Below are 13,416 nucleotides of genomic sequence, written 5' to 3'. Positions count from 1 at the left end.
TCCCGCCTGGCCTCACCTAGTTTTTAGAGACATCGCGATATGACGGCTGACACGGGCATCGTTACCCATACGCCATCGGAGACCGCCAGACTGGCCGGTCCAACACAGCCATCCGCCCTGAACGACCCGAAAGTCCGCGCGATCGGCTACCAGCTGGTCCTTGCCATTTTCGTCATTGCGTTCGGCTGGTGGATCACCGGAAACGTCATCGAAAACCTGCGCCGGGCGAACATCGCCTCCGGCTTCGACTTCCTGTCTGGCCGGGCTGGTTTCGAGATCCTGTTCTCGCTGATCCCGTTCAGCGCCAATGAGAGCTATGGCCGCGCCTTCTTCGTCGGCCTTCTCAACACGGCGTATGTGTCGGTGATCGGCATCATCCTGGCGACCATCATCGGCTTCACGGTCGGCATCGCCCGCCTGTCGCCGAACTTCCTCCTGCGCTCGATCGCGACCATCTACGTCGAGTTCTTCCGCAACATCCCGCCGCTGCTCCAGCTGCTGTTCTGGTACAAGGCGGTCCTGGCTCTGCTGCCGAGCCCGCGCGCGGGTTTCGTCCTGCCGGGCGACATCTTCCTCAACAATCGCGGCCTCATCCTGCCCAAGCCAGTAGCCGAAGCCGGAGCCGGCATAGTCTTCGCGGCCGCCGTGCTGGCGATCATTGCTGCGATCTTCGTAAGCCGCTGGGCGACGCAGCGGCGTGTCCTGACAGGTGCAACCTTCCCGACGGTAAAGGTCGTTCTCGCCCTTCTCTTCGGCCTGCCATGTCTCGCCTTCGTGATCATGGGCGGGCCGTTCACGATGGATGTGCCCGTCCTTCAGGGCTTCAATTTTCGCGGCGGCATGGTTGTTGCTCCGGAATTCATGGCGCTGCTGCTCGGCCTCTCCGTCTATACCGGCGCCTTTATCGCCGAGATCGTCCGCGGCGGCATCCTGGCTGTCAGCAAGGGCCAGACCGAAGCCGCCGGTTCACTCGGCCTGACCCGCACACAGATGCTCAGGCTCGTGATCGTTCCGCAGGCGATGCGCGTGATCATTCCGCCGCTGACCAACCAATATCTCAACCTGACCAAGAACTCCTCGCTCGCGGTTGCGATAGGTTATCCGGATCTCGTCGCGGTGTTCGCCGGAACTGTCCTCAATCAGACCGGCCAGGCGATTGAGGTCATCGCCATCACCATGCTCGTCTACCTGACGATGAGCCTGCTGACCTCAGCGCTGATGAACTGGTTCAATCTCCGCATGGCTTTGGTGGAGCGGTAATCCATGGCTCAACCCCTCGCTTACGTCAGCCAGGCCGAGATCCCGCCCTCGCCACCGCCGAACCAGGCGGTCGGCGCTGCGGCCTGGATCCGTAACAACCTGTTCTCGACGCCGATGAATTCGCTCATCACCATCACGGCGATGATCTTCGTTGCCTGGGCGGTGCCGCCGCTCGTCAATTGGCTGTTCTTCGACGCCGTCTGGGAAGGCACGAATCGTGACGCCTGCCTCGTTCCGGGCGGGGGTCATGGCGCCGCCTGCTGGGCATTCGTCAAGGCGAAGCTCGGCCAGTTCATCTATGGGCGCTATCCCCTCGACGAACGGTGGCGTGTCGACCTCGTCTTCTTCCTGTTCGCCGCGGGACTGATCCCGCTCGCGATCCCGAAGGTGCCCTACAAGCGTGCGAACGCCCTCTTCCTGCTCGGGATATTCCCGATCCTTACGCTTGTCCTGCTGACAGGCGGCGATCTCGATTTCTCGCGCACGACGAACTCGATCTTGGCCGCCTTCCTCGCCGGCGCGCTCTTGCTGTCGATCGCCACTCGTTCGCCCGCCGGGCTGACGGGTTTGTCGAGTCTTGCCCTGAAGATTCTCCTTGTCGGCGTCGCCCTGTTCATCCTCGGCATCATCGCGTCGTTCATCATCCCGACGCCTGCCATACGCATGGACCTCGGCAGCGGCCCGCGCGAATTCCCGCTTGGCTCGCTCGCTCTGGCATTGGCCTCGATAGCCGCCGTCGTGCTCGGTGTCATTTCGACGATGAGGAACGCCAGCGCCGGCGGATGGGGCATGATCGGTACCGTGCTGACCATCCCGGCGGCGATGCTGATCGCCTATGCGATCGTCACCATCGATTTCGGCCTTGCTCATGTCGAGACCCCGCTCTGGGGCGGCCTGATGCTGACCATGGTGATCGCTGTCGTCGGCATCGTCGCGTCGCTGCCGCTCGGCATCCTTCTCGCGCTCGGCCGAAAGTCGGACCTGCCCGTGGTGAAGACGCTCTCAATCGCTTTCATCGAATTCTGGCGCGGCGTGCCGCTAATCACCGTGTTGTTCATGGCGAGCGTGATGCTGCCGCTGTTCCTGCCGGCCGGCGTCAACTTCGACAAGCTGATGCGCGCGCTGATCGGTGTCGCATTGTTCTCGGCCGCGTACATGGCCGAGGTCATTCGCGGCGGCCTGCAGGCGATCCCGAAGGGCCAGTATGAGGGTGCCGCGGCGATGGGCCTGACCTATTGGCCGGCCATGCGGCTGATCATTCTGCCGCAGGCGCTGCGCATCGTGATTCCGGGCATCGTCAACTCGTTCATCAGCCTGTTCAAGGACACCAGTCTGGTCCTGATCATCGGCCTGTTCGACCTGCTCGGCATCATCCAGCAGAACTTCTCGGACCCGAACTGGGCGACCCCGGTCACGCCGGCGACGGGCTTTGCCTTCGCCGCCGCGATCTACTGGGTCTTCTGTTTTTCGATGTCCCGCTATTCGGTTTTCATGGAGCGCCGGCTGAACACCGGCCACCGCTGACGGTCACGGAGCCAAGAGTATGAACGCAATGCCTGCCGCAGCAGCACAGATCGAACCCCGCCGGGCCGGCCTCGCCGTCGAACTGGTCGGCGTCGGCAAATGGTATGGCGAGTTCCACGTGCTGCGTGACATCAACCTCGAAGTGACGCGCGGCGAACGCATCGTCATCTGCGGGCCGTCGGGTTCCGGCAAATCGACGATGATCCGCTGCATCAACCGGCTCGAAGAACATCAGGTCGGCAACATCTTCGTCGACGGCATCGAGCTGACTCGCGACCTGAAGATGATCGAAGAGGTGCGCCGCGAGGTCGGAATGGTGTTCCAGCACTTTAACCTCTTCCCGCACCTGACCATCCTCGAGAACTGCACGCTCGCTCCGATCTGGGTGAAGAAAATACCCAAGAAGGAGGCCGAGGACATCGCGATGGAGTATCTCCGCAAGGTCCGCATTCCCGAGCAGGCGAACAAATATCCGGGCCAGCTCTCCGGCGGTCAGCAGCAGCGCGTCGCGATCGCCCGCTCGCTCTGCATGAACCCGAAGATCATGCTGTTCGACGAGCCAACGTCGGCTCTCGATCCGGAAATGGTCAAGGAAGTGCTGGATGTCATGATCAGCCTGGCCGAGTCCGGGATGACCATGCTCTGCGTGACCCACGAGATGGGCTTCGCGCGTCAGGTCGCGCATCGCGTCATCTTCATGGACCGCGGCCAGATCGTCGAGCAGAACGAGCCGAAGGAATTCTTCTCGAACCCGCAGCACGAGCGGACCAAGCTGTTCCTCAGCCAGATCCTTCACTGATCTCCACGGGGGGTGGGGACCAAGAGGCGGTCGCCTGTTCGTCAGGCGGCCGCCTTTTTCCATCCGGCGGCGAGAATGCCCGCGCCGATCATCAGCGAACCGCCGGTCCGGTTGACCGCGCGCTGGACGGAGGGCTTGCGGATGGCGTGGCGCGCCTTCGAGGCAAGCAGGGCATAGAGCGCCGCATTCAGCGTAGCGAGGACGAGGAACGTCGTCTCGAAGATCGCCATCTGCACGACGATCGGCTTCGTCAGGTTTAGGAACTGAGGCAGGAACGCCACGAAGAACAGGATGCTCTTCGGGTTCAGCGCTGTGACGACGTAAGTATGCAGGAAGATGCGGAGCGGCTTCTCGGCCGGCGTTTCCGGCACGCCTCCCGCAGACGAGTCGGCGACCGGAGTGCGCCACAGCCTGATCCCGAGAAAGACGAGATAGGCGCCACCGATCCATTTGAGGACGGTGAAGATCGTCGCCGAGGTCGCGAGCAATGCGCCGAGACCCAGCATCGAGGCGGTCATCGCGGTGAAGTCGCCCAAAGCCACGCCGGCCACGCTCGCGGCGGCGACCTTGCGGCCATGGCCGAGCGCATAGGAGATCACCAGCAGGATCGTCGGACCCGGGATGACGAGAAGCACCGAGGCTGCCGCGACGAATGCCAGCCAGTGCTCGATCGACATCTACTTCTCCGCGTCAGGCGACTTGAACATCAGGTCTTCGAGGCCGCCGGCGAAATCAGCCCAGCGCGCCATCACGAACAAAGCATCGCTCATCCGGTTCAGATAGGCCAGCACATCGCCGGGCGCCGCCGGATCCTGCAGGACGCTGACGGCCCGCTCGGCGCGCCGGGCAACGGCGCGGGCCATGTGCAGTCGCGCGCTGGCTTCGGAATCGCCGGGATAGATGAAGTCGTGCAGAGGCGGCAGGCGCTCGGACAGCTCGTCGATATATTTCTCGAGCGCGAAGGTCTCGGCGGGATCGAGAGACAGATTGGAGCGGGTGCCTTCCGAGCTCAGGATGGCGCTGATCGTATAGAGCGCCTTCTGCATCGCCCGCAGCTTCGGCCGCATTTCCGGGTTCGCCAGAACCGCCAGTCCGATGCTCGACGACAATTCGTCGAGATCTCCGACGGCGGCGACCAGCGGATCGTCCTTCCCCGCCCTCCGGCCGGAGAACAGCGACGTCTGTCCGGCGTCGCCACCCTTCGTATAAATCTTCATTTCACGCTCTTACGCACACTGGGGCCGAGGCGGCGTTCCGGACTGTATCGCAGCCCGGAACCGTCCGCCTCGCCTTTCGAAGTGACACCGACGACAGGATTCGCGGCATCGGACCCATCGTCGCGGCGTCAGAAGCTGACCCTCACGCCGGCAATCGCGGTGCGGCCAGTCCCACCGAACGTGTAGACCTCCTCGTATTCCTCATCGAGCAAGTTCTCGACCCGGGCATAGACCTCCGTGTGCTCGTCGATTTTGTAGCCACCACGCAGATTCACGAGGACGAAGTCGTCGAGTTCTACGACCGGACGCCAGAACGGCAGGTCGTCCTGCGTGCCGTTGTAGACGACACCCAAATTGACGTTCGCGCGACCATCGAGGAAGGCGTAGTTCGCATCGAAGCTCGCCGAGTTGGACGGGCGGCGGATCAGTTCCACGCCCTGGGCGTCCTCGCCCTGAAGCCAGGTGTACGACGCGCGCAGCGTGAGATTGTCGATCGGCGTTGCCGACAGGCCGAACTCTACGCCGTGAATCTTTGATTCACCCGGCAGATTGACGACGGTGAGGCCCTGAAGCTGGATCAGATCGTCGATCCGCTGGTCGAAATAGGTCACGTTGACGACAAGGTCGTTGCCGAACACCGGCTGGTCGAAGCCGACATCCCAGCCCTTCGCGCCCTCCGGCTTCAGATTCGGATTGGGGATGAAGGTCGGCGTCTGGCCGTAGAGTTCGAACAGGGTCGGGTTCTTGACGCCGGTTCCGTAGGAAGCGCGGAGCTTTGTCCCCGTTTGTTCGACGATATAGGCGCTGGTGATGCGGAAGGTGGTCGCATCCTCAAAGCCGTCGTTGAAGTCGTGACGGACGCTGCCGGTGACGAAGAACTGGTCCCATGCGCCGAGCTTGTATTCACCGACGAGGCCGGTCTGCTCCAGCGACTTGTCGAAGCTCGAAAAGCTGCTCTCGGTCGTCGCCTCGTCCTTCTCGTGATCGGCGGCGAAGGTGAAGGTGTGCGAAAGCTCGCCCGTCTCGGCAAAGACGTTGCTCTGGTAGTCGAACTTGGTCTTCAAGCCGTCGAACTTCGTCGGCGGGAAGCTGTCGTACAGATAGTCGTAGCTATGACCGGTACGGAGCGCGCCGACGATCTGCTGCCAGCGTCCTTCGAACAGATCGAGCTTCGCCTGCGCCCGGCCGTAGAATTCATCGCCGTCGACATCGTTCTTGAAGTCGTAGGCGCCGCTGCCGAACGCCTCGTCGTCGCCTTCGGAGTAATAATCGACGGCGCGGCCGACCACGTCGAACCGGAGATTGTCGGTCGCCTGAAAGCCGAACTTCCCGAAAACGGTCCCGTTATCGTAACCATCCTTCTCGGTATTGCCCCGCCATTCGGAAGCGGCCGAGAAGCCGTCGGTGCGCAGGCCGACGCCGCCGATCAGATAATCGACCCGGTCGGTGCTGCCGCTGATCGAGCCGCCGCCCTCGACCGTGCCCCGGCTGCCGGCTTCGACGAAGACCGAACCGCGCGGTGGACCGTCGCCCCGACGGGTGATGATGTTGATAACGCCGCCGATCGCATCCGAACCATAGAGTGCGCTTTGCGGGCCACGCAGGACTTCGATGCGATCGATGTCCTGGGCCAAAAGATGGGCGAAGTTGAACTCGCTGCCGCCAGCCGGATCGTTGACCTCCATGCCGTCGATCAGGACGAGGGTCTGATTGCCTTCCGAGCCGCGTATGCGGACCTGTGTCAGTCCGCCAGCCGGTCCGACCCGATTCACCGCGACGCCCGGCATGCTTCTGAGCGCGTCCGACACAAGGCGGATCTGCTTCTGCTCCAACTCCTCGCGCGTGATCACAGTAACCGCACTACCCACCTCTTTGGCAGGCGTGTCCGTTCGGTTCGCCGTGACGACGATCGGCTCGAGCTCGATCGGCTTCGCGGGTTCGGGAATCGTTTGTGCGGAAACGGCAGAAACGGTCGCAAGACAGGCGACGGATGCAAGCAGGACAACGCGGGACATCAAGACCTCGGGCGGCGGCGCCAAATGGTGCATCACCGCGAGCGAAGCCTGGGCCGCCGCTCGAACGAGCGGAAGCGGTCAGACAACCATCGGCACACCCCGTCCGACGCTCTCGCGCATGACCATGCTGACGGCAGGTCTCCTGGCTCGCGGGTTGAAAGATCGCGCCGCCTTCCCGGGCGAGCCCAGTGGCATGTGGCGAGACCCAGCCGCTTACAGTTGCGGGGGCAGCCGCGGCTTCGGGCGAACCCACACCGCATTCCCTATTGATCCCCGAAGGGAACCGTCAGGCCCAAGAATTCACAATTTCGCCACAGATGCAAACGCCGCGTTAATCGGCCCGCCGGACTTGATCCTCGGACTTATTGAGGCCAAACCCTTGCGGCACAGGCGAAGAAACGCCATTTTGCGGCCTCGCGTCGCAGCATATGCGGAAATCTTTATGTCTTTACGTGAACAGCGCCGAGCCCTTCTGGACGAACTGGCCCGCACCCGCGTGATCATTCTCGATGGCGCGATGGGCACGATGATCCAGCGACACAAGCTGACCGAGAAGGATTTCCGCGGCACACGCTTCGTCGATCATGAGATCGATCTGCAGGGTAATAACGACCTGCTGACGATCACCCGGCCGGACGTCATCAAGGGCATCCACCGCCAGTATCTCGAAGCCGGCGCCGATATCATCGAGACCAACACCTTCAACTCGACCACAATCTCGCAGGCCGAATACAAGCTCGAACACCTCGCCTACGAGCTGAACTTCGAAGGCGCGCGCCTGGCCCGCGAGGCCGCAGACGAGGTGGCGGAAGAGACCGGCTCTCCGCGCTTCGTTGCCGGCGCGATCGGCCCGACCAGCCGCACTGCCTCGATCTCGCCCGACGTCAACAATCCCGGATATCGCAACGTCACGTTCGACGAGCTGCGCGAAGCCTATCGAGAGGCTGCGCGAGGCCTCATCGAAGGCGGCTCGGACATCCTCATCGTCGAAACGATCTTCGACACGCTGAACGCCAAGGCCGGCTTGTTCGGCGTGCAGGAATTGTTCGACGAGCTCGGTGTCGAATTGCCGATTATGATCTCCGGCACGATCACCGACCTCTCCGGGCGCACACTTTCCGGCCAGACGACGGAAGCATTCTGGAATTCCGTGAAGCATGTGAAGCCGTTTTCGATCGGCCTGAACTGCGCCTTCGGAGCGGACCAGATGCGGCCTTACGTGGCAGAGCTGTCCCGCGTCGCCGACACGCTGGTCTCGGCCTATCCGAACGCCGGCCTACCGAACGAATTCGGCCAGTACGACGAGGAGCCGGAGACGACCGGCGGCCATCTGCACAATTGGGGCAAGGACGGCCTCGTCAATATCGTCGGCGGCTGCTGCGGCACGACGCCCGGCCATATCCGCGCCATCGCCGAGCGCGTCCATGGCCTGTCGCCGCGCGAAATCCCGGTGCGTGACAAAAAGCTTCGCCTGTCCGGACTGGAAGCATTCGAGGCCCAGGCGTGAGCGAGCAGACCGCGAGTTTCATCAATATCGGCGAGCGGACCAACGTCACCGGCTCGGCGAGGTTCAAGAAGCTGATCCTGAACGGCGATTTCGACGCCGCGCTGCAGGTCGCCCGCCAGCAGGTGGAGAGCGGCGCGCAGGTCATCGACATCAACATGGACGAGGCGATGCTGGATTCGGAGGCGGCGATGGTCCGCTTCCTGAACCTGCTCGCCGCCGAGCCGGACATCAGCCGCGTGCCGGTGATGATCGACTCATCCAAATGGTCGGTCATCGAGGCCGGCCTGAAATGCGTCCAGGGCAAGTCGATCGTCAATTCGATCAGCCTCAAGGAAGGCGAGGAGATATTCCTCGAACATGCCCGCAAGATCCTGCGCTATGGCGCGGCGGTCGTGGTCATGGCCTTCGACGAGCAGGGGCAGGCAGACATCGCCAACCGCAAGGTCGAGATCTGCGAACGCTCCTACAAGCTGCTGACCGACGTCGTCGGCTTTCCGCCGGAAGACATCATCTTCGATCCCAATATCTTCGCGATCGCGACCGGCATCGAGGAGCACAACAATTACGCGATCGAGTTCATCGAGGGCACGCGGCGCATCCGCCAGCTTCTGCCCTACGCCCATGTCTCGGGCGGCGTCTCGAACGTCTCGTTCTCGTTCCGGGGCAACGAACCGCTCCGCGCCGCGATTCACAGCGTGTTCCTCTATCACGCGATCCGCGCCGGCATGGACATGGGCATCGTCAACGCCGGTGCCCTGACGCCTTACGACGATATCCCGGCCAATCTGCGCGAACTGGTCGAGGACGTCGTCCTGAACCGCCGTCCTGACGCGACCGACCGCCTGCTCGAAGCCGCCGACCAGTTCAAGGCGGGCGCGGCGAAGGATACGGTCGATCTCTCCTGGCGCGAAAAGCCGGTTCGCGAGCGCATCAGCCATGCACTGGTCCACGGCATCACCGAATTCATCGATGAGGACACCGAGGAAGCTCGGAAGCTTTCGCCCCGGCCACTCGACGTCATTGAAGGTCCGCTGATGGACGGCATGAACGTCGTCGGCGACCTGTTCGGCGCGGGCAAGATGTTCCTGCCGCAGGTGGTGAAGTCGGCGCGCGTGATGAAGAAGGCGGTCGGCTATCTGCTGCCGTTCATCGAGGAGGAGAAGCTGAACTCCGGCGAGGAGCAGCAGGCCAAGGGCAAAATCCTGATGGCCACCGTGAAGGGCGACGTGCACGACATCGGCAAGAACATCGTCGGCGTCGTTCTGCAGTGCAACAATTACGACGTCGTCGATCTTGGGGTCATGGTGCCCGCGGCGAAGATTCTCGAAACCGCCAAGACCGAGAAGTGCGACGTGATCGGCCTCTCGGGCCTGATCACCCCCTCGCTCGACGAGATGGTCTATGTCGCCTCGGAGATGCAGCGGCTCGGCATGGACCTGCCGCTCCTGATCGGCGGAGCCACGACAAGCCGGGTTCATACGGCCGTGAAGATCGATCCCTCGTACAAGAACGCCGTCGTCTATGTGCCGGATGCGAGCCGCGCCGTGGGCGTCGTTGGCAATCTCTTGAGCGAAACCGCGCGCGAAGGCTATGCTGCTGACGTGAAGCGCGAATATCGCGAGATGCGCGAGAAGCACGGCCGCTCCAAGCGCACTGGTCCGCGCCAGACACTCGCCGGCGCGCGGGCCAACAAGGCGAAGCTCGATTGGGCCAGCTATCAACCGCCCAAGCCGTCATTTCTCGGCGTTCGCGCCTTCGACGATTACGATCTCGCGGAACTCGCCGAGAGGATCGACTGGACGCCGTTCTTCCAGTCGTGGGAACTCGCCGGCAAGTTCCCGGCGATCCTCGACGATGCAGTGGTCGGCGAGGCCGCGCGACCGCTCTACGCCGACGCTCAGGCCATGCTGAAGAAGCTGATCGCCGAGAAGCGGCTGAAGGCACGCGGCGCGATCGGCTTCTGGCCGGCCAACGCGATCGGCGACGATATCGCGATTTATTCCGACGAAGCCCGCAAGGAGCAGGTCGCGGTCAACCACACGCTCCGCCAGCAGATGCTGCGCGACAATGGCCGGCCGAATTTCGCGCTGTCGGACTACATTGCGCCGAAAGAGACCGGCGTGGCCGACTATCTGGGCGGCTTCGCCGTCAATGCCGGCATCGGCGTCGATGAGATCGTCGCGGAGTTCAAGGCGCAGAAGGATGACTATAACGCCATCCTCGTATCGGCGCTGGCCGACCGTCTTGCGGAGGCCTTCGCCGAACGGCTGCATGAGCGCGTCCGTACCGAATTCTGGGGTTATGCTCAGGACGAGCATTTGTCGAACGACGACCTGATCGCCGAGAAATATCGCGGCATCCGCCCGGCGCCGGGCTATCCGGCTTGCCCCGATCACACAGAGAAGACAACCCTGTTCCGCCTGCTCGATGCCGAGAGCAACGCTGGCCTCGAACTCACCGAGAGCATGGCGATGTATCCGGGCGCAGCGGTTTCGGGCTTCTACTTCAGCCATCCGGACGCCGCCTATTTCGGCGTCGGCCGCATCGAGCGCGACCAGGTCGAGGACTATGCTGTCCGAAAGGGCATGGAGGTTCGCGAGGTCGAGCGCTGGCTCGCGCCGAACCTCAATTACGATCCTTCCGAAGTCGCGAGCGAGAACGCCGCCTAGATCTCGTAGACGAAATCGTCCATCGGATTGCGGCCCATCCGCTCCATGTCCGCGAGCGTCCTGCGGTCGAGAACTTGCGCCAGGGCCTCGCGGGCCTCAAGCATTAGCAGCCGGACCTTGCAGTTCTCCTCGGTGGCGCAGTCCTGGCAGCGGGCATAGAAATTCCGGCTCGCGCAGGGCACAGCCGCGAGCGGGCCGTCAAGCTTGCGGATGATATCGCCCACGATGATGCGGTCGGCCGGGATGGCGAGCATGTAGCCCCCGCCGCGCCCCGGCTTGCTCCTCAGGAAGCCCGCCTGCCGAAGCTCGTTCAGGATCGCATCGAGAAACTTCTTGGGGATGCCATGCTGGGTCGCAATATCGGCGATCAGCGCCGAACGGCCGGGAGGCAGCGCCGCAAGGTGCGCCATCGCCTTCAATCCGTACTTCGCCTTCGCCGTTAGCATAGTGAGAGCTAACCGAACACCGCACTCAACCGCAAGGCGGTGACGCGATCATGCTGCGGACAGCGCCCCCGCCGTCTTGGAAAACTGCATGCGGCGCTGAAGAATCGGCGTGATCATCCGGACGTCTGCCGGGCGGGCGTAGTGATAGCCCTGCCCGAGCACGCATCCGAGGCGCAGCAATTCGGTTGCCTGTGCCGCGGTCTCGATACCTTCCGCAACGATGCGGATGCCGAGCTTTTCCGCGATGCCGATCACGCCTTCGACGATGGCGAGACCCGCATCGCCCGGCGTCAGCCGATCGACGAAGCTCTTGTCGATCTTGATGATGTCGACCGGGAAGTCGAGCAGGTGCGTGAGCGAGGCATAGCCCGTTCCGAAGTCGTCCAGCGCAACTCGAATGCCCGACGCCCGGAGCGCCTCGACCGACTTCGCAACCATCCGGTCGTTACCCTCGCCCATGTAAACGGACTCGGTGACTTCGAGGATCACATGATGCAGCGGCACCTTGTGCTTCTCGAAAGCCGCCAGAATACGGTGATCGATGTCACCACGCTGGAAATCGGCGGAGGTGACGTTGATGCCGACATGCTGGAACGGCAGGCCCATATCCAGCCAGGCGCGAACGTCGGCGGCGATATGCGCGAGCATTCGATCCGTAAGGTGACATGCGACCTGGGCATCGCTCATCGCCTGGAAGAAATCCTTGGCCGGGATCAGCCTTCCCTCCGCCTCGCGCAGGCGACAGAGCGCTTCGACACCGACGACTTCCTCGTTATCCAGGCGGACGATCGGCTGATAATGCGCTTCGACTCGGGCATCCTCGAGCGCGGTCGAGACACGGCGGATCGCATTGAACCGCTGGGTGATCGTGGTGCCGAGACTGGATTCGTAGGCAGCGTAGCCACCTCGGATGTTTTCCTTGGCATGGTAGAGCGCGACGTCGGCGTTCTGCCGAAGCGTCTCGGCGTCACCGCCGTCACGATCGTAGACTGCGCTGCCGATGGTGACGGATGGGATGATGGTCTGGCCGCCGGTCTGGAAAGGGACGCCCATGACCGCGAGAATATCGGCGGCGCATCGTCCTACGGCAAGGGACGCGCAATCGCCGATCACGACGACCGCGATCTCGTCGCCGCCGATGCGATAGGCACGACCAGGTTGCGCGACGCTCGCGATGCGCGCTGCGACCTCCTGGATCAGAACATCGCCTGTCGCATGGCCGGAAGTATCGTTGACCGCCTTCAGATGATCGATGTCGATCAGAATCAGACCGAACTGATCCGGCACCGCCCAGCGCGTCTGGCACATGGCCGCCGCGAAACTTGCGCGGTTGCCGAGGCCGGTGAGCGGATCGAAGAAGGCGAGCTTGCGATTGCGCGCTTCCACGGCCTCACGCTCCATCGCGATGGCGCAAAGGTGCACGCAGCGGTTGACGATCTGCTGTTCCAGCGCGCTCGGACCACGCCGCGTGCGATAGTAGAAAGCGAAGGTTCCGAGCACATTGCCATCGCGCGCCATGATGGGACTCGACCAGCAAGCGCGATAGCCGAGCGGCAGCACCAGTTCGCGATACCCTTCCCAGAGGGGATCGGTCTCTATGTCGGTCACGGTCACCGGTTCGCACCGGAAAGCGGCCGTTCCGCACGAACCGGCATTCGGGCCGATGGCGAAGCCATCGATCGCTTTCGAATAACTCACCGGAAGGCTCGGCGCGGCGAGCACCCGCAGCAGCCCGCCGGCATCGATCGTCAGAACGGAGCAGGCCAGTTCCGGAACGAGCTTCTCGATCTCGCGGCAGAGCAAATCCGCCGTCGCCTTGAGGTCTTCCCCCCGGGCGATCATCTCGAGAATTGCGTTCTGCAGGCTTAAGAGCATCCCATCCGACTCTGTCGGTCCCCGCCACAGACCTACCAGTGCCGGTTAAACATGCCGTCGATTATTCTCCGAGAGATTTATGTAAATTGTATGCAATAATCGTG

The 13,416-nt window shown here is 62.9% G+C and carries 8 protein-coding genes, 1 pseudogene and 1 riboswitch; of the genes and pseudogenes, 4 read left to right on the top strand and 5 right to left on the bottom strand.

The features are described from left to right. The first annotated feature begins 39 nt into the window (after positions 1-39). The 3 genes from ACFPFW_RS16965 to ACFPFW_RS16955 are packed head-to-tail and all read left to right on the top strand — an operon-like array spanning position 40 to position 3,583. On the top strand, positions 40-1,260 hold the full coding sequence (locus ACFPFW_RS16965; protein ID WP_114956276.1) for an amino acid ABC transporter permease: 1,221 nt from the start codon (positions 40-42) through the stop codon (positions 1,258-1,260). A gap of 3 nt (positions 1,261-1,263) precedes the next feature. Then, entirely contained in the window at positions 1,264-2,784 is a 1,521-nt protein-coding gene (locus tag ACFPFW_RS16960) for an amino acid ABC transporter permease (protein WP_114956277.1), read from the top strand. 28 nt (positions 2,785-2,812) lie between these two features. Further along, on the top strand, positions 2,813-3,583 hold the full coding sequence (locus tag ACFPFW_RS16955) for an amino acid ABC transporter ATP-binding protein (protein WP_114956438.1): 771 nt from the start codon (positions 2,813-2,815) through the stop codon (positions 3,581-3,583). Positions 3,584-3,624: 41 nt separating this feature from the next. Here ACFPFW_RS16955 and ACFPFW_RS16950 read toward each other — a convergent pair whose 3' ends face one another. The 3 genes from ACFPFW_RS16950 to ACFPFW_RS16940 all read right to left on the bottom strand — a co-directional run bounded on the left by ACFPFW_RS16950 (position 3,625) and on the right by ACFPFW_RS16940 (position 6,815). Beyond that, on the bottom strand, positions 3,625-4,260 hold the full coding sequence (locus ACFPFW_RS16950; RefSeq protein ID WP_114956278.1) for a LysE family translocator: 636 nt from the start codon (positions 4,258-4,260) through the stop codon (positions 3,625-3,627). Beyond that, positions 4,261-4,800, bottom strand: a complete 540-nt coding sequence (locus tag ACFPFW_RS16945; RefSeq protein WP_114956279.1) for a cob(I)yrinic acid a,c-diamide adenosyltransferase — start codon at positions 4,798-4,800, stop codon at positions 4,261-4,263. Between the two features lie 128 nt (positions 4,801-4,928). Then, positions 4,929-6,815 (bottom strand): TonB-dependent receptor plug domain-containing protein, encoded by a 1,887-nt coding sequence (locus tag ACFPFW_RS16940; protein WP_379771657.1) that lies wholly within the window; start codon positions 6,813-6,815, stop codon positions 4,929-4,931. A 115-nt stretch (positions 6,816-6,930) separates the two neighbouring features. Further along, positions 6,931-7,118: riboswitch (cobalamin riboswitch) on the bottom strand. A 139-nt stretch (positions 7,119-7,257) separates the two neighbouring features. Between ACFPFW_RS16940 and metH the strand changes: the two are divergent. Further along, positions 7,258-10,991: pseudogene (gene metH, locus ACFPFW_RS16935) on the top strand (methionine synthase). On the opposite strand, the gene ACFPFW_RS16930 reads toward metH, so the two are convergent. Next, positions 10,988-11,437: an RrF2 family transcriptional regulator gene (locus ACFPFW_RS16930; RefSeq protein ID WP_114956281.1), complete on the bottom strand. Its 450-nt coding sequence runs from the start codon at positions 11,435-11,437 to the stop codon at positions 10,988-10,990. The pseudogene metH and the gene ACFPFW_RS16930 overlap by 4 nt on opposite strands. Before the next feature lie 48 nt (positions 11,438-11,485). Beyond that, positions 11,486-13,312, bottom strand: coding sequence for a bifunctional diguanylate cyclase/phosphodiesterase (locus ACFPFW_RS16925; RefSeq protein WP_114956282.1), 1,827 nt, complete (start codon positions 13,310-13,312; stop codon positions 11,486-11,488). Positions 13,313-13,416 lie beyond the last annotated feature (104 nt).

It is taken from the genome of Flaviflagellibacter deserti, assembly GCF_042652085.1.
Classification (GTDB): domain Bacteria; phylum Pseudomonadota; class Alphaproteobacteria; order Rhizobiales; family Methylopilaceae; genus Flaviflagellibacter; species Flaviflagellibacter deserti.
The sequence above is the reverse complement of the archived record's forward strand: the minus strand, read 5'-3'. Positions and strand labels throughout refer to the sequence as shown.